This is a genomic window from Actinoallomurus purpureus, assembly GCF_024055795.1.
Classification (GTDB): Bacteria; Actinomycetota; Actinomycetes; order Streptosporangiales; family Streptosporangiaceae; genus Actinoallomurus; species Actinoallomurus purpureus.
Map to the genome: position 1 here is coordinate 575160 of NZ_JAMXMY010000001.1, position 17472 is coordinate 592631.

Genomic DNA, 17472 nt, shown 5'->3' on the forward strand with positions numbered 1-17472 from the left:
GACCGAAATATGGGCGAGATTGTGATGCGTGGAAGGCGGTCATCATCCATGGTTGGGCGCTATTTCGCGATGCGAGCATATCGATCATAATTGCCGTACGCGCGACGCCGCGCGCTCAACGCACTGGGGGCTGATCGACGTGGCAGACCGCACGGATGCGCTCGAATGGCCGATGAACCTCGACGTCGAGGCGTTGCTCCGCGACGGCTGGCACCCCACGCCGTTCCGGCAATTCATTGTTAAGATCCACAGCCGTTGCAATCTCGCTTGTGACTACTGTTACGTCTACGAAATGGCCGATCAGGGCTGGCGTGATCGGCCGCGCCGTATGACGCCGGCCACCATCGCCCTCATCGCGTCCCGGATCGCCGAGCATGTCCGTGCGCACCGCATTCCAGAGGTCGATCTCATCTTTCACGGCGGTGAGCCGCTATTGGCCGGTATCGAGCTCATCCGGCACGCCGTCACCACGGTGAGGTCCGCCGTCGGTCCCGAGGCGTCGGTGAACGTCCGCGTGCAGAGCAACGGTCTGCTGCTCGACTCCGCCTTCCTTCGCACCTTCGACGAGCTCGGCGTGCGGGTGGGGATCAGCCTCGACGGCGACGCGCGGGGCAACGACCGGCACCGTCGCCACGCCGACGGGCGCGGCAGCCACGACGAGGTACGGGCCGCTCTCGAGCGGCTGACCGCAGGACGGTACCGGCACCTGTTCGGCGGGCTGCTGGCAACGGTCGACCTGCGCAACGACCCGGTCGCCACCTATGAGGCACTGCTGGAGTTCGCGCCGGCGGAGGTCGACTTCCTGCTGCCGCACGGCAACTGGAACTCACCGCCGCCCGGACTGTCGCCCGGCGAGCACGCGACCCCCTACGGAGACTGGCTCATCGCCGCGTTCGACCGCTGGTACGGCGCTCCGGTCAGGGAGACCCGCGTACGGCTGTTCGGCGAGATCATCCGATTGCTGCTCGGCGGGGCCTCCCGCATCGAGTCGGTCGGTCTCTCCCCGGTGGCCATGGTCGTCCTGGAGACCGACGGGAGCATCGAGCAGGTCGACACTCTCAAGTCGGTCTACGAGGGCGCCTCCGCCACCGGCCTGCACGTCGCGCGGGACTCGTTCGACGCGGTGCTGCGGCTGCCGTCGGTCGCGGCTCGTCAGATCGGCGACCGGGCCCTGTCGGCGCAGTGCCGCGGCTGCGCCATCCGGCGGGTCTGCGGTGGGGGTCTGTACACGCATCGGTACCGCGCGGGCAGCGGGTTCGCCAATCCATCGGTGTACTGCGCCGACCTCGTACGCCTGATCACCCACGTGCACCAGGTGATCGCCGGTGACCTGAGGGAAGGGACCGCATGAGACGACACCACGTACCCGCGAAGGTCTTCTACGCCCTGGCGGCCGGTGGCGGCGGCGCCCACGCCGTGGGTCATCTGCAGGCGGCGCAGTACAGCAAGCGTCTGCTCCTCCTGCGTGCCGTACGGGACGCCGCGAGGGGGGAGGATCCCGTGCGGGCCCGGCGCGCGCGCCAGGCGTTCGCACTGCTGGCGGAGATCCAGCGGCAGGCTCCCGAGGCCGTGGACGCCGTCGTGCGGCACCCGGCCGTCGGAGCATGGGCGCGGGACGCGCTGCTCGGGTCGGGCGACACCGGCGGGCTGGCGGAACTGGCCGCCGCGGCGGCGGTGCGGGCCGGTTTCCCGCGGCCGGTGCAGGTGGTGGTGCGTGACGGTGCCGTCGTGCTGCCGTCCCTCGGCCGTGCGGTGCTCTCCGGCGACTCGGCCGCGGCGGCGGCTCGGCACGCGCCGGCCGATCGCGTTCGGCCACCCGGTCCGCTGACCGCGGCCGGCCGGGACATGCCGTCCGGGCCGGCCACGGCGACCGTGCGGCCCGGCCCCGGCCCCGGCCGGGCCGAGGTGATCGGGCCCGGCGGTCGGGTCCGGATTCCCGCCGACCCGCATCGGGACGCGCCGGGCTGGCAGGGGATACGGCGTCTGGAGGCCGAGTACCAGGGCATGGCGATCCGGCTGCTGCTGGACGACGTCGATCCGTACCGGCTGCCCGGCGCCGGGATCAGGGCCTCACGGCCGGACGCGGAGGAACTGGACCTGTGGCGTTCCATGCTGAAGAGGGCCTGGCGGCTGCTGGTCCGCCGGCACTGGACGACGGCGGAGGAGGTCGCCGCCACCACGACCGTGCTGACCCCGCTCACCGCGCCCGATGAGGGGCTGAGCAGTGCGACGGCGACCGAGACCTTCGGGGCGATCGGCGTGTCCGTCCCACCGGACGACCATTCTCTGGCGGTCAGCCTGGCGCACGAGGTGCAGCACGCCAAACTCGGCGCGCTGCTCGACCTCGTCGAGCTGACCGGGCCGGACGACGGCAGGCGCTTCTACGCACCCTGGCGGGACGATCCTCGGCCGGCCTGGGGCTTGATCCAGGGCGTCTACGCGCACGTCGGGGTCGCCGGATACTGGCGCCGTCAGCGTGCGCACGAACAGGGCGATGTGGCGATGCGAGCGCACACCGAGTTCGCCCGCTGGCGGGACGCGTCGGTGCTGGTCGCTCGTACCCTGCAGTCGGGCGGTCTGCTCACGCCGGAGGGTGAGCTGTTCATGGCCGAGCTCACTCGCACGCTGCGCGTCTGGTGCCGCGAGCCGGTCCCGGCCGACGCGCTGGAGCGGGCCCACGCCGCCGCCGAGCAGCACCGGGAGCGGTGGCGGCGGCGTAACGGCGAGCCGGTCGGACCGACGTCTCCCTGAGCGTGCGAACGCGCCTCCACGCCCACATGCCGGCGTTCCGCGTCGCCGGTGGCTCCGGCCGGAGGACCTGGCATGCGCACGGCCGCCCTCCCGACGGCCGCCTGTCCGGCCGGGCACGCCGGGAAACGGGATCAGATCGGCGGAGGGTCGAAGTCGCAGTCCAGATGCCGTCCCTCGAGGGCCACGACCGCGTCGGGGTGATCGGGGCCCAGGACCCGGGCGTATCGATCGATCGTGTCCTCGAAGAGCCGCGTTCCCTCGTCCTCCGCGCCGTCCGCCCGTAGGTCGGCCGACAGGTTCGCGGCGCAGGCGAGCGTCATCGGATGATCCTCGCCCAGCAGGGCGCGTAGGCGGCGCAGAGTGCCGCGCCCGAGCCGGCACGCCGACTCCAGGTCGCCCAGGGCCGCCAGGTCGCTGGCGAGGTTGGTGGCGATCGTGAGGGAGTAGTGGTGGTCGCGGCCGAGCTTGGCCTCCAGACCGAGGAGGGACTTCTCGTTGAGCTCCCGTGCGCGTCGTACCTCTCCGGCGACCCGCAGCAGCAGCGCCAGGTTGCACGCGCAGCCGTGATAGTACGGGTGATCGATGCCGTAGACCTTCGGGTAGAGGTCCAGCGTCTCGGAGACCAGTTCGAAGGCCTTCTCGGTCTCTCCGATGCTGCGCAGGACGTTGGCCAGGCAGGTGGCGGAGGCCAGGGAGTCGGGGTGATCGAGGCCGAAGAGCCGCAGGTAACGTGCGTGGACGTCATCGGCCACCTCGATGGACGCGTCGAGCAGCCCGGCGCGGCGGCGGGCGATGGCGAGGTCCTTGGCCGTCCTCAACGTCCACGGGTGCTCGGCCCCCAGCTCCTCCGAGCCGTACGCGTGGGCGTCCTCGCCGAGGTCGCAGGACTCACGGTAGCCGCCCGCGAGGCGGACGGCGCGGGCCAGCCCGCTCCATGAGCTGAGGATGTCCGCCCTGCCGATGCCGGGCGGCCCGGCCCACATCTCCAGGTAACACTTCTCGTGCGTCCCGCGGGCGGCCAGGTAGTCGCTCGCCAGACCGTGGTCCAGCGCCAGGTTGTTCATCACGCGCAGGGTGTTCGGGTGCTGCGGCCCGAACGCGTCCAGGTGCCGGCCAAGGGACTCCTGGTCATGGTCCCGCGCGGCGAAGAAGTCGCCGGCGGCCCGCAGGTCCGCGCCGATGCTGTTGAGCAGCAGCAGCAACGAGGCCTGCCGGCCGGGATCGTCGACTGCACTCGGCTCCATCCGGGCGAGCGTCTCCTGATTGAGCTCATAAGCCTCGGTGAAGCGCCCGAGTTCGCGGACGATGATGCCGCGCTGCCGCCGGGCGTCGACCACGTCGGCATCGTCGTCTCCGGAGTCGGCGCTCCAGCGTTCCTCGAAGCGCCGCACGAAGATCTCGGCCGACCGGTAGTCACCGGAGAGGTAGAGGTAGTCGACGAAGTTGAGGGCGAGCCGGCGTACCGCGCCGTCACGGCTCTCGGCCACCCCCGACGGCTCGACGTGAGCCAGGAGTTCGAAGTAGCGGTTCCAGGTGGTGGTGTCCTCCGGCGCCGTGGGGGTCGCCGTGACCAGGAGACGGTGCACCTCCTGACGAATGCGCCCCTGCTCGTCCTGTGGCATCCCGTCGCGTACGAGTGCCTGGATCAGCCGGTGGACCTGAATCGTGCGCCCGGGAGTGTCGACCCGAGCGAGGGCGTACCGCCCCAGCTCCCCGATCGTGCGGCTGAGCCGGATCGGATCGCCGAGCAGGTCGGCCAGTTGCTCGTCGAGGCCCGGCGGGACCCGGCTGAACACCGCACGCGGGATCGGCTCGGGGCCGAACATCGCGCAACAGCGCAGCAGCTCGACCGCCTCGGGTAGCTTCTCGCTCAGCTTGGCCACCGACAGCGCCCAGGCGGCCGTCATCGAGACGGGGTACTCCGTCGGCTTGCCCTCGGCCAGCAGCTGGCTGGTCCGTCCCGAGAGCAGCCGGAGATACTCCTCGACCGTCATTCCCGTCTCGGCCTGCAGCGCCGCGGCCTGCTCCAGCGCCAAGGGCAGGTCGCCCAGCGCCTCCGCCAGGCGGTCGGCGTCGCCGGGGCTCATGGCGCGGGGGACCCGCTTGTTCAGGAACTCGATGCTCTCCTCGCGGGTGAAAACGTCGACGGCGACCGTGTCGACGACGCCCTTCCACCGGTGGTTGCGCGAGGTGATGATCGCGTGGCCCGGCCCGTGCGGTATGACGTCGCTGATGTCCTCCGGCTGGTCGGCGTTGTCGAAGATGAGCAGCCACCTGGAGTAGGGATCGCCGCGACGCAACCGGTCCAGCACGGCGTTGGCGGCGTCCTCGATGCCGGTGGTCGTGGCGGGCGGCAGCCCGAGGAAGGGCGCGAGGCCGGCCAGTGACGAGCGTACGAGCACGGGCTGGTCGCAGGGGATCCACCACACCAGGTCGTATTCGGAGCGGTAGCGGTACGCGTACTCCACCGTCATCTGCGTCTTACCGACACCGCCGAGGCCGTGGAGGGCATGCGGCACCACCGCGGTGACGTCACCGGCGATGCCCGCTCGGAGCTTGGCGAGGAGTTCCTCGCGTCCGGTGAAATTCATGTTGCGCGGTGGGATCCGTCCCCAGATCTCCGGCGTGCGTCCCGCCGGCCGTCCTGTGTACGCCGAACCTGCCACGGATTTCGCCTCCGCGTCGCTATTCATCCGCTTTTGGTGTGCCATCCTATGCCCCGGCCTCAACGGCCATCCAGGGTGAAGCGGGCGTGTCCTTGATGCCGGCTGAACGAGGTGTCGGCGGACTCGCGGGATGTGGCCTGAATTCCTTAATTCGGTCGACAATAAATTGGTATTCGGAAAGTCCGAAATCTGCTCCTTGGTCGCGGATCGAGACAATCGCCGCTCAGGGTATTAAACGATTCGCCGACGTGCTTGAATCGTAGACAAGGGCCGCCGGTGCGTCCCTGGCGAGGCGGCCGACGCGTTCCGGCCGGCCCTCCGGCGCGGGCCGCGGAAGACCCCGGCGGCGAGCAGAAGGAGTGCGCATGCGCGAAGAGACCGACTTCGGCGGCGGAATCATCGATCTTTCCGGCTTCTCGCTGAAGGACCTCGACGACCTTGCCGACTCGGCCCTCGCGGCGGAGCTGCGCGAGGTGCTCGACTCCTCGCGGTGCGACGCGGGCGTCGTGGCCGGATTCAACTCCACGGTATAGGCGGCCGGCCGGCCGGTAACCCGCCGGAAAGGCCATCGTCATGGGGTCACTGACCTCTCCACCGGACGACCCGGATACCTTTCCGTATCCGGGGCTGCGCCCTTTCGTGGAAAAAGATCGTGGACGGTTCTTCGGGCGAGACGAGGAAGTCCGCGAGCTCGCGCGAATGTGGCGGCGAACCCGCATCACCGTCCTGTACGGCGAGAGCGGTGTGGGCAAGACCTCTCTCATCCGCGCGGGTGTGCTGCCCTGGCTGGCGCGGGAGGCGGCCAACGTGCTCCCCGTCGGAGCCGTCTCACGCGCTTTCACCTTCCCCGCGGCGGCCCTTCCGGAGCACAACCCCTACACGCTCGCCCTGCTGTCATCCTGGTCGCCGACCGAATCGCCGACCATGCTGTCCGGCATGTCGATCGGCGCGTTCCTGCGTCGGCAACGGCGCACCGGCCGGTTCGGCGAGCCGCTGCCGACCCTGGTCGCGATCGACCGGGCCGAACGACTGTTCCGCAACGCCGATCCGGATCTCATCGGTCCATTCTTCGACGAACTCATCGAGGCCCTGAAGCACCGTCCGGACACCCACCTGCTCCTGTCCGTACGCGAGGACCATCTCGAGGACGCCCTGCAGATCGTCAAGCTGCTCGGGAGCGAGTTCTGCGCCCAGTTCCCGCTACCGCCGCTCGATCGGCGACGGGCGCTGGGGGCCATCGTCCGGCCGCTGGAAGACGTCGGCCGTCGTCTCGATCCGGAACTCGCGGCGCAGGTCATCGACGCGTTGGTCCTTCCGTCCGCCGACGGCTCCGCCGAGGTCGTCGAACCGGTGCTGCTCCAGGTGGTCTGCCGGAGCCTGTGGGAACGGCTGCCCGCCGATGCGCGGGTCCTGACCGATCGGATGCTTCCGGACCTGACCGAGGCGCTCGAATCGCTGTGCGCGCACGTCGTGACGGCCGTCGCGGCGAATCACGGCACGCGCCCGGGAAACCTCGTCTCGTGGTTGCGCGACACCTTCCTCAGACCGTCCGGGCGGGTGGCGGTGCACGAGGGATCCACTCATACCTCCGGCATGGCCAACTCCGTCGTGCACTCGATCGAGGACGGATACCTCGTCAAGGGGCGGTGGCGCGACGGAGCCCGGTGGTATGAATTGCGGCACCCCCTGCTCATCGCGCCGATCCGGCGGCTGGTGACCGCGCAGTGGCCGATCCCGCCCTCGGACCCGGCGGGTCGACTGACCGCGGCGAAGGCGGCCCTGTCCGACGGCGATATCACGCTCGCCCGGCGGCACGCCGAAGGGGCGGTGGCGGCCTGCGACCGCGGCGACATGCGGATCCGTGGTGAGGCCGAATCCCTGCTGGGAAACATCGCCAATGAGGAAGGCGACGTCAAAGGTGCGATCGAGCACTATCGCACGGCGGCGAGCCTCTTCGAGGCACTGCAGGACACCCCGTCCGTCGGACGCCTGCTGGCGGCGGTGGGGCGGCTCCGGCTGACTCAGGGGAAACGCGGCGAGGCGGTCGAAGACCTCGAGGCCGCCGTCGGGCGGATGCCGAACGATCCGACGGTGCAGGCCGGGCTCGGCCGCGCCCTGTGGTACGCCGGGCAGCCCAAGGCGGCGCTGGCCGTGCTGGACGGCGTGCTACGGCGCGACGGTGACGCGCCTGAGGCACTGCGGGCACGCGGGGAGATCCTCGCCGACCTCGGTGAGGCGGCATCGGCGCTTCGCGACCTCGACCGGATCGACCGGCGCGCCTCTCCGTCCGCGCGCGCGGCGCGTGCGCTGGCCCTGGCCACCCTCTCGAAGGTGGAGGCGGCTCGGCGCGAGCTCGACGACATCCTCGCCGAGGCCGCCGGCAGCGGGCCGGTGCTGTTGCGCGCGGCCCGGACCGAGCGCCTGTGCGGGGACATCCGAGCCGCCGCACGGCTGGCCGCCCGCGCCCTCGATGCGGACGATCCGCCGCTGCCGCCGCACCAGCGGGCAGAGGCGGTCCAGGTATCCCGCCTTGTTGCATTCGGCACCTCTCCGGCCCCCCGCTCCACTCATCCTTGAACCATGCCGGACACCGCATTGGTCGCGTTGTTCACCGGGGCGTCCACCGCCATCGCGGCACTGGTCGGAGTCGGCTCGCAGCTGCTCGGGGAGAGCCGGCGGGCGCGGCACGAGCTCGAGCGGGTGCGCGACGCCCGCGACGCGGAACGCGCGGCGGAACGCGAGCAGCGGCTCCGGCGCGGTACCGACCGGGTGCGGGCCGCCGTGCTCAGGCTCGCGGTGACCGTGCGCGTCTGCGCGGACATCCGCCGCGACCAGCACGCGCGCCTGCACGAGCGCGACCTGATCGACATGTTGGGTCAGGCACGCGATCACTATTACCGGGCGAACGTACGGATCGAGGCACTGCGTGCGCTCGTCGGCGGTAGTGCCGAGGCGGTGGCCGCGATCGAGGGGCTGCTGTCGGCGGTCACGGAAGCCTACGAGCACGTTCGCTCGGCGAGCAGCGAGCAGGCTGATCCAGAGCTGGTGGAGAAGCGGATCCGTTCCGAGCTGCGGAGGGTGTCCGAGGCCGTACTCGCCGAGTGAACTGCCCGGAGGCGACCGGCCCGGGCGCCGGGCCGGAGCCTGCCAGGTCGTCCACGTGGGCCGGGCCCTGTGCCGCCGGCGGGTCATGGGAGGCAGCCAAGTCCTGCCCGGCCTCCGGGCCGTACGCACCGGCCGGATCGTGCATGGCGCGGGGCAGGTCAGGCGGGTCCAGGGCGCCGGTCTGGACGGCCGTCACGGTCGGCAGGAGCGACCGGCGGACCGTGAGGACCACCGCGGTCGCGCCGATGACGCCCACGGCGCCGATCAGTGTGCCCTCGGTGCCGACCGTCGCGATGACGTAACCACCGCAGAGGGTGCCGAGCGGGACGGCGCCCAGGGACAGGAAGCGGTTGGCTCCGGCCACGCGGCCCAGCAACCTCGGTGGTATTCGCGACGCCTGGTAGGTGTCCAGGGCGACGTTCATGTGCGCGCCCATGAAGCCGACCCCGCCCCACGCGAACAGCCACACCCACGGGTGCGATGAGGCGGCGATGACCGCGATGAGAGCGGTCCAGACCCACGCGCAGGCGACGATCACCACGGTCGAACCTCTGCTCCGCAGGACCGCCGGGGCGAAGACGGTGCCGACGATGCCGCCGAGACCCGGCGCCGCCAGCATCGCGCCGATCATGATCGACGGGAGACCGTGCTCCTTGCCGAGGATGACCAGGAGCACGACGACGGCCTGGAAGACGAAATTGGTGATCGTGCAGACGGTGAGGGCGGTGCGCAGGAAGAGGTCCGTCCAAAGCCGGGCGAGCCCCTCGATGAGGTCCCGCACGAGCGCGCGCACGCCTCGCCGCCGCGCCGCGACGTCGGTGATCAGGAACCGGTCGGCCCGGATGGACCCGAGCGCCCCCGCGGAAACGAAACAGCAGACCGCGTCGACGAGGAACGGGATCGTACGACCCAGGCTGTACAGCAGTCCCCCGAGCGGTGATCCGAGGAGCAGAGCGACATGGCTCCGGGCCTCATTGGTCGCCATGGCCTCGGACAACCGCTCACGCGGCACGATCTGTGCGACGGCGCTGACCTCGGCCACGCTGTAGAACGTCAGGCAGATTCCACTGATGGCCGCCGCGCACGTGAGCAGGGACATCGACCGCTCGCCGGCCAGCAGGAACACGGTCAGGGTCGCCGCCACCGCTCCCCGGAGCAACTGACTCACCAGCATGATGCGCCGGCGGTCCAGCCGGTCGGCCAGGACTCCCGCCGGCAGGTGCAGCAGCAGGTTGGGCAACGTCCCGGCGGCCGCGACCCAGCCGGCGGCCACCGGCGATCGCATCATCGACAGGGCGAGCAGCGGCCCGGCGACGCTGGCGCTCATGCTTCCGAGCAGCGACACCGCCGAGCCGCTCCAGAGCAGCAGGAAGTCGTGCCGCCATCGGACGTGGCCTACGGCGGCGGGCGGATCACCGGGCGGCATCGATGACCGGAGCCGTGGAAGCGGTCATCGGCTCTGCGCCTCCCCCCGTGACGGCCGTAGTGATCCCCTGTGAACGACGAGAAGCCGTACCGGGGGAGTCCCGGGTACGGAGTTCGGTTCAGCGGAGTGGCGATGAGCGCCGCCTAACGCGGCACGAGCGGCGATCGCCGTGGTGAAACTACCCCCACGGAACCGCGCCACGCAGGGAAACCGCCAATAATGATCACGCCTTGACGAGCCGGGGCCCGGCAAGAGGGAGAGCCGTACCAAAAGACTCGATGATCCGGTGCTCGTATGCCGAGAATCCCGGCCGGTCGGCGCCTCTCCGGCCTTTTCCCGGAGCCTGTTTCATGGCTGCGGGCGTGCGAACCCGGTGGTCGGTCTGGGGCGCGACCGCATGCCGCGATCGGTCGGGTCGGTCAGAGGATGGTGAGTTGCTCGGGGGCGGGGGATCGCTCCGGTGGGGCTTCTTCAACCGTGTGATCGACACGCTGGAACTCCTCGCCACACGCTGACCGGTCCCCGAGGCGCCCTCGTTTTGCGAGGGCGGCTGTTGAGCGCGGCGGCTGCGGCGTCCAGCTCGTCCTGGCAGTGTCGGCTTAGGTCGGTTCCCTTGGGGAAGTATTGGCGCAGCAGCCGGGTGGAAACCCAGACCACCTCGTGGCCGGCGAGTAGCAGTCCGTCGGCCAGGCGGCGGGCGAACCCTGGGCCATCCTCGATGGCCCAGGTGACAGGTGTGCCGTCGGTGATCGACCGAGCGGCTCATCGACTACATCCGGACGTCCGTCGCGCACGCGGGCGGCATCTCCCACGTACGCCGGATCATGGACCTGGCCGACCTGTACGGCGTCCGCTCCGGCTCACACGGCCTGCAGCGGGCATGGGCGAGACCCGTCCTGCCTGCTGCACCGCTCGGCTTACGGTGCGGTCTCGGTGGGAACTTCCCGGACCCCGACTGCACGATCGCCGACTACCTGAACAGCGGCTTCAGCGGGCGGGCCGGGCCGGGCGGTACCGGCTACGGAAGGTGGCTGGTGTGGTGCCGGTGCGCTGTGTGAGGTATTTGACGAAGTTGCTGGTGTCGAGGAAGCCGAGGCGGGTCCCGATGGCCGCGACGGGTTCGTCGCCGTGGGCGAGGAGGCGTTTGGCCTCCAGCACGACGCGACGGTCGATGAACTCCTTGGCGCCGACGCCGGCCGCGGCGAGCGCAGCCCGGGTCAAGGTGCGCGGCGAGTATCCGAGGACGCGTGCGTAGTGTCCGACGTCTCGGGCCCGGGTGAAGTCGGTTTCGACGGCGGCGCGGAAGCGCTGGAAGGTTTCCGCGTGCTCGGCGGGCAGGGTGCCCACGGGTGCGGTCAGGTGGGTCAGGCGCAGCAGGAGCACGGCGAGCAGCCGCTGGAGGATGGCAGAGCGCGTGGGAGCCGGCATGCGGGTGGTGCCGTATTCGTGGGCGAGGTGTTCAAGGGCCTGGCGCAGGGCGGGGGTGTCCTCTCCGGCGATCTGCCACAGGGTGCGTCCGAAGGGGTCGTCGAGGCGGACGTCGGTGACGGTGGCGGGGTCGAGGAAGTCGGGCTGGAACAGCACCAGAGTGCCGGTCGCCGCGCTGAGGTCGCCGAAGCGCTGTACCTGGCCGGGGCGGACCCACAGCCAGGTGCTGTCGGTGACGGCGTAGTCGGCGAAGTCGACCATGTGCCACAGCAGCCCCTGTTCTACCGTGAGGAGCAGGTGGAAGTCCGGGCGCTGTGCGCGGCCGGCTCCCTCGGCGTCTCGGGTGCCTTCCGGCCCGCCGTGGCGATGCATGCGGCGGCGCAGTTCGGCGATCGGCATCACCTCGATACCGACCGCGCTGGCGGCCGACGGGACGTACTGGATCTCCGGGATCGCTTCGTGTCGGTTTTTCACCACGACGAGACCTCACCGTACCTGGGCGGAACCTTTCGCGGCTCCTACCTTTGAAGTCAGTCGAGAGCATATGCGGCGGCAAGGACGTCGCAGCTCCCGGCCGATATCGATGACTGACTTCTACCAATGTCAGGAGGCCCAGAATTACCGACCGTATCCGTCTGACCTACGCGTTCGACGCCTACTGCGGCTGGTGCTACGGCTTCGAGACAGCGTTGCGGCAGTTCGCGGACGGCAACGCGGACCGTATCGAGCTGCGGGTGTTGTCCGGGGGGCTGTTCTCCGGCCCGCGTGCCCTGCCCGTGGCGGCGTACCCGCACATCCCGGCCGCCGACCAGCGCATCGCCATCGCCACCGGGGTCGCCTTCGGTGACGGCTACCAGCAGGTCCTGGCCGAGGGCACCGCGGTGATGGACTCCACCGACGCCGCCACCGGCCTGGTCGCACTGCGCCGCCAGGCTCCCGGACGCACTCTGGAACTGGCGGGCGCCCTGCAGCGTGCCTGGTACGTCGACGGCCGCAGTCTCTCCGACGTCGACGTGCACCGGTCCATCGCCGCCGGGCACGGCCTCGACGCCGACGCCGTCGCCGAAGCCTTCCTCGACCCGGCCACTCGCACCGAAGCCGAAGGCGAATTCAGGGAACTGCGCCGGCTCGGTGTCGACGCCTACCCGACCCTGCTCCTGCACACCCCCACCGGTACCCACCGGCTCGGCGGACCGGTCTCCAGCGCCCTCCAGCTCACCGAGGCGCTCGATCGGTATCCGGCCGCCTCGGCCTGAGCTCCCACCGAACCACCACGACAGATCACGAAGGAAAGCACTGCCATGACGAACATCGCTGTTTTCGGCGCCAACGGCACCATCGGCTCCGCCATCGTCCGCGAGGCCCTTGACCGTGGCCACACCGTCACCGCCGTCGTCCGCGACCCCGCCAAGGCCACCGAACGCCACGCGAACCTGGCCGTCACCACCGGCGACGTCCTCGACGCCCAGTCGGTCGCCGCCGCCGCGAAGGGTCACGACGTCGTCGTCAGCGCTGTCGGCGGCGGTGACGGCCCGGGCCACATCGCCACCATCAAGCCTGCCGCCGTCGCCCTCACCGAAGGAGTGCGGACCCTCGGCGGGCAGGCCCCCCGCCTGATCGCCGTCGGCGGCGCCGGTTCCCTGAGCACCCCCGACGGCAAGCAGGTGTGGGACGCCCCGGGCCTGCCCGACTTCCTGCTGCAGATCATGCACGCCCACGGCGACGCCCTCGACTACTACCGGACCGTCACCGACGTCGACTGGACCAACATCAGCCCCGCGGCCAGCATCGAGCCCGGCACCCGCAGCGGCAGTTACCGCACCGCCCTGGACGACCTCATCACCGATGACGATGGCAACAGCGCCATCACGGTGGAGGACTACGCGGTCGCCCTCCTCGACGAGATCGAGCAGCCCCGCCACCGCCGGCAGCGCTTCACCGTCGGCTACTGACCGACAGGCACAGGCTCACTTCTTTTCTTAGTCACTCTTGGCAATGTCGTGGCGCATACCCGACATCCAGTCGGACGACTGGACTGTACGGTTTTCGGTGTAACTCCTGATCAAGGAGTTACCTCCGATGACGACAACTAGACGACGCAGCGGTGCGGGCGATGTATGAGACCAACGTGTTCGGTGTCCTTGCCGTACAGCGTGCCGTGCTGCCTGTGCTGCGACGCCAGCGTTCTGGGCACGTGATCAACGTCAGTTCCATCGTGGGTTTTGCGACGGCGCCGGGCTGGGGTGTTTACGCGTCGTCGAAGTTCGCCGTCGAGGGGTTCACCGAGACTCTCGCGACCGAGCTGGCGCCTTTGGGTGTGCATGTGACGCTCGTGGAGCCGGGCTTCTTCCGCACCGACTTCCTCGACCCGGCCAGCCTGAACACCGACGTCGAGGTGATCGATGACTACGCGGCCACGGCCGGCGCGATGCGTGATGCCGCTGCGGGCCTCAACCACGCCCAGCCCGGCGACCCGGCCAAGGCGGCCCGGGCCATCGTCGAGATCGCCTCCGCTTCCCAGCCGCCACTGCGACTCCAACTCGGAGCCGACACCCTGCAGGCGTTCGAAGCCAAGCTGGACAGCTTCCACAAGGAACTGGACGCCTGGCGGCACGTCGCCCTCTCCACCGACCACGACTAAAACCAACAAGGCTCTACCCGTGGCCAATATGGATGGCACGGATTCGATGAACGGACCCGACTCATGCCAGGGAGCAGCGACGGCCGGCCCTCTTCAGCGCCTTAGGGTTTGTCCAGTGGACGAGCTGTTCGGGCGGGACGAGGAATGTGGTCGGCTGGCGGCAGCGCTCGAGGATGCCCGGCAGGGGATGAGTGCGGTCGTCGTACTGCGGGGCGGGCCCGGGACCGGCAAGAGCGCACTGCTCGATCACGTTCGGTCCACGGCGGCCGCCGACTTCGAGATCATGCGTTTCGACGCCGTGGAATCTGAGACCGAGCTCGGTTTCGCCGCGCTGCACCAGCTGCTCAGGCCGCATTTGGCTCAGCTGTCCACGTTGCCCGATCCGCAGCGTGACGCACTGTGCCAGGTGTTCGGGCTTCAGGAGCGGACCAGTCCGCCGGACCGTTTCCTCGTCGGGCTGGCCTCGCTCGGGCTGCTGGCCGCGCGCGCCGAGAACGGCCCGTTGCTGTGCCTGGTGGATGACGCCCACTGGCTCGATGAGGAGTCCGCGGCGGTGCTCGCCTTCGTGGCTCGCCGGCTGTACGCGGACTCCGTCGCGATGGTGTTCGCCGTCCGGGATCAGACGGATCGCGTCGACCATCTGGCGGGGCTGCCTGAGCTGGCCGTGACCAGTCTGGGTGCGGAAGCGGCCGGGCGGCTGCTGGAATCGGCGGTGTCCGGTGTCCTGGATCCAGACGTCCGCAGCCGGGTGGTCGTCTCTACCGGAGGCAATCCTCTCGCCTTGATCGAGGCGGCCCGGGAACTGAGTTCCGATCAGCTCAGCGGTGAGGCGCCGTTGCCGGAGCCCATCCCGCTCGGCCGGGCCCTGGAACGGAAGTACCTGCGCGAAGCGCTGGCGCTGCCACCGCAGACGCGGACTCTGCTGCTGGCCTCCGCGGCCGACCCCACGAGTGATCCGAACGTGCTGTGGCGGGCCGGTCCGGAACTGGGCTTCGATGCGACCGCCGCCGCGGCCGCCGAGGAGCGGCACCTCCTTTCGATCCGGGAGACCGTCAAGTTCCGCCATCCTCTGATCCGCTCGGCCGTCTATTACGGCGCCCCGCTGTCGCAGCGTGCGAGGGTCCACGCCGCTCTGGCCGAGGTCGCGGGAGACCTCGGCGAAGTCGACCTGCGCGCCTGGCACTTGGCGGCGGCGGCAACCGACCCGGACGACGTCGTGGCGACGGAGCTCGAACGCGCCGCGGAGCGCATCCGCGATCGCGGCGGCTGGACCGGCAGTTCGACGCTTCTGGCGCGAGCCGCATCCTTGACGCCGGACCTGCCCACCCGTGCCCGCCGCCTCCTGGCGGCGGCGGAGGCCAGCGCCGTGGCCGGCTCACCCGGACGAGCCCAGGCCCTGCTCGACGAGGCGGCCGCCCACCGCGAGGACCGGCGCTACACCGGCGTGCTGCAGCGCGTTCAAGCGCGGATCCACCGTCTTATGGGCGCGCCGGCGGCGGCGACCTACTCCCTGTTGGCGGCGGCCCGGGAGCTGGGATCCGTCGACATCCGGCTTGCTCGCGACATCCTCGTGGAAGCGCTCGTCCAGGCGCAGATCAGCGGCTCGCTCGCGCCGCAGGGTGCATCACGCCTCAGCGTGGCCGAGACGGTCCGTTCCCTGCCGCTTCCTGCCGGGACACCGGCTACGACGGGCGACGCGGTGCTCGAAGCCGACACGGCGGTCCATCTCGAAGGACTCGGCGGCGCAGGCCCGCGGCTTCAGCAGGCCATTGAGGCGGTACGGCGTGAGGAGTCGACGGATCCTGAACTGTTCCAGTGGCTGGCCGCAGCCTGCTCGCACGCGACCATCCTCGGCGACGACATCGCCCTGCACGAACTCGCCTGGCGGCTGGAGGCTGAAGCCCGGCGGCAAGGTGCCGTCATCCCGATGGCCCTGGCCCTCAGCCACACGGCGCTGTCCGAGCTGATCGCCGGCCGCATCGCGGAATCGGAGCGCCTGTTCGACCAGTCTGCGGCGCTGGAAGAAGCCCGGGGTTCACAGCTGTACCTGGGCGCCCTGCTCGTCGCCGCGTGGCGCGGACGGTTCGAGGAGGCCCGTGCACTGACGGAAGCCGTCCAGGAGCACGCCGCCCGCACCGGCCAGGGGTATCAGCTGATCTTCTACGACTACGCACGCAGCGTGATCGAGCTGAGCCAGGGCCGGTACCACGAGGCGTACCTCAGTCTGGAGGACAAGATCGGGGACACCTGCCAGGTCAAGTTCGCCCTTGTCGACATGGTCGAGGCAGCGGCCCGTTGCGGCAAGGACGACGAGGCGACGCGTCTGCTGGAACGCCTGTCCCATCTCGCCGACAGGAGCCCCGTTCCGGGCCTGCTCGGTGACCTTGCCCGCGCGCAGGCACTGACCACCGCCGACCCCTCGGCTGCGGAAGAGCTGTACCTGCGGGCCATCCGGCATCATGAGAACACTCGGGGCCCGTCGCGCAGGGCGCGGAGCCATCAGCTCTACGGGGAATGGCTACGGCGAGAGCGCAGAACCAAGGAGGCGCGTTACGAACTGCGGATCGCCTATGAGCTCTTCGACGGAATGGGCGCTCAAGGCTACGCGGCCCGTACGGCACAGGAGCTTTACGCGGCCGGCGATCCGGTTCAGTCCCGTGGGGACGCGCACGGCGGTGGCAGTCGGCTGACTCCCCAGGAGGCGCGTGTCGCCCGCTTGGCGGCCGGCGGGGCCACGAACGCGGAGATCGCGGCCCAGCTGTACCTCAGCGTGCATACCGTGGACTACCACTTGCGGAAGGTGTTCCGGAAACTCGACGTCCATTCCCGGCGCGAGCTGGCCGACCGGCGAGATCGCATCACCTCGGCGTAGGGCTGCGGCGCCGGTCGGCGACTGCCAAGCGGGGCATCAGCCCTTGCCGAGGAGTTCGCGCACGTGCGTCACGATTTCGTCGTTGGTGTAGGCGTGTCCGCCGATGCCCCAGCCCCCGGGAACCGCCTCGGTCAGGGCGACCCAGGTTCGTTCCGCCAGTGAGGGGTCTCCGGATGCCTTGGCCACCAGTTCGGAGATCTCCTTGACCAGGCCGAGTTGCTGCTCCCGGTCGAGGGCGCCGGCGTTGGTGGTCACGGTGACGCGCACATGGTCGTTGCTGCCACCCGCGGTGGAAAAGGCGTCCCCGTCCAGCTCGTGGATGAAAGCGGCCGTGTTGTCGGTAAAGAACGGGATGACGGGAACCTTCTCCCATCGCATGATCGCTTGAGCGAGCTCCTGCGCCAAACCCTTGCGGTCCTTGATGACTCCCCGGGCGGCGTACACGTCGATCATTGGCATGAGGGATCCCTGCTGTGCTGAGTGGGCGCCGTTTCGGCTCCCAGTACGGGCTTTCGTGCGACCCTGCCGGTCCTCGGCAGGCGTGGACATCACGCGACGCACGTAGTCCCGTCGTAGCGGCTCG

12 protein-coding genes and 2 pseudogenes are annotated in these 17472 nt (G+C 70.1%); 9 read left to right on the forward strand and 5 right to left on the reverse strand.

Annotation, left to right across the window (positions count from 1 at the left end; translation table 11 throughout):
• Positions 1–139 precede the first annotated feature (139 nt).
• Together NE236_RS02610 and NE236_RS02615 are read left to right on the forward strand one after the other, a co-directional pair.
• Positions 140–1351: an FxsB family cyclophane-forming radical SAM/SPASM peptide maturase gene (locus NE236_RS02610; protein WP_252840138.1), complete on the forward strand. Its 1212-nt coding sequence runs from the start codon at positions 140–142 to the stop codon at positions 1349–1351.
• Entirely contained in the window at positions 1348–2751 is a 1404-nt protein-coding gene (locus tag NE236_RS02615) for an HEXXH motif domain-containing protein (protein WP_252840139.1), read from the forward strand. Before NE236_RS02610 ends, NE236_RS02615 begins: the two co-directional genes overlap by 4 nt.
• 131 nt (positions 2752–2882) lie before the next feature.
• On the opposite strand, the gene fxsT is transcribed toward NE236_RS02615, so the two are convergent.
• Positions 2883–5462: an FxSxx-COOH system tetratricopeptide repeat protein gene (fxsT, locus tag NE236_RS02620; protein ID WP_372494223.1), complete on the reverse strand. Its 2580-nt coding sequence runs from the start codon at positions 5460–5462 to the stop codon at positions 2883–2885.
• A gap of 320 nt (positions 5463–5782) precedes the next feature.
• On the opposite strand from fxsT, the gene fxsA reads away from it, so the two are divergent.
• The 3 genes from fxsA to NE236_RS02635 are packed head-to-tail and all read left to right on the forward strand — an operon-like array spanning position 5783 to position 8522.
• Positions 5783–5950, forward strand: a complete 168-nt coding sequence (fxsA, locus tag NE236_RS02625) for an FxSxx-COOH cyclophane-containing RiPP peptide (RefSeq protein WP_252840141.1) — start codon at positions 5783–5785, stop codon at positions 5948–5950.
• A gap of 40 nt (positions 5951–5990) precedes the next feature.
• Positions 5991–7994: an nSTAND1 domain-containing NTPase gene (locus NE236_RS02630; RefSeq protein WP_289849667.1), complete on the forward strand. Its 2004-nt coding sequence runs from the start codon at positions 5991–5993 to the stop codon at positions 7992–7994.
• Between the two features lie 3 nt (positions 7995–7997).
• Positions 7998–8522: a hypothetical protein gene (locus NE236_RS02635; RefSeq protein WP_252840143.1), complete on the forward strand. Its 525-nt coding sequence runs from the start codon at positions 7998–8000 to the stop codon at positions 8520–8522.
• Here the strand turns inward: NE236_RS02635 and NE236_RS02640 are convergent.
• The 3 genes and pseudogenes from NE236_RS02640 to NE236_RS02650 all read right to left on the reverse strand — a co-directional run bounded on the left by NE236_RS02640 (position 8404) and on the right by NE236_RS02650 (position 11853).
• Entirely contained in the window at positions 8404–9948 is a 1545-nt protein-coding gene (locus NE236_RS02640) for an MFS transporter (protein WP_252840144.1), read from the reverse strand. The two genes, NE236_RS02635 and NE236_RS02640, sit on opposite strands and share 119 nt — an antisense overlap.
• 471 nt (positions 9949–10419) lie before the next feature.
• A pseudogene (locus tag NE236_RS02645) lies at positions 10420–10584 on the reverse strand (IS30 family transposase); the annotation flags it as partial.
• 351 nt (positions 10585–10935) lie between these two features.
• Positions 10936–11853, reverse strand: a complete 918-nt coding sequence (locus NE236_RS02650; protein WP_252840145.1) for a helix-turn-helix domain-containing protein — start codon at positions 11851–11853, stop codon at positions 10936–10938.
• Between the two features lie 158 nt (positions 11854–12011).
• Here NE236_RS02650 and NE236_RS02655 point away from each other — a divergent pair, with 158 nt between their 5' ends.
• From NE236_RS02655 to NE236_RS02670, 4 genes and pseudogenes are all read left to right on the forward strand, one after another.
• A complete protein-coding gene (locus NE236_RS02655; RefSeq protein WP_289849873.1) occupies positions 12012–12632 on the forward strand; it encodes a DsbA family protein in 621 nt (206 codons plus the stop codon).
• A gap of 45 nt (positions 12633–12677) precedes the next feature.
• Positions 12678–13328: an NAD(P)-dependent oxidoreductase gene (locus NE236_RS02660; protein WP_252840147.1), complete on the forward strand. Its 651-nt coding sequence runs from the start codon at positions 12678–12680 to the stop codon at positions 13326–13328.
• A 146-nt stretch (positions 13329–13474) separates the two neighbouring features.
• A pseudogene (locus NE236_RS02665) lies at positions 13475–14017 on the forward strand (SDR family NAD(P)-dependent oxidoreductase); the annotation flags it as partial.
• 115 nt (positions 14018–14132) lie between these two features.
• Complete coding sequence (locus NE236_RS02670; protein ID WP_252840149.1) at positions 14133–16889, forward strand: ATP-binding protein; 2757 nt, start codon at positions 14133–14135, stop codon at positions 16887–16889.
• Positions 16890–16925: 36 nt separating this feature from the next.
• Here the strand turns inward: NE236_RS02670 and NE236_RS02675 are convergent, their stop codons facing one another.
• Positions 16926–17348 (reverse strand): tautomerase family protein, encoded by a 423-nt coding sequence (locus tag NE236_RS02675; RefSeq protein ID WP_252840150.1) that lies wholly within the window; start codon positions 17346–17348, stop codon positions 16926–16928.
• Positions 17349–17472: the final 124 nt, after the last annotated feature.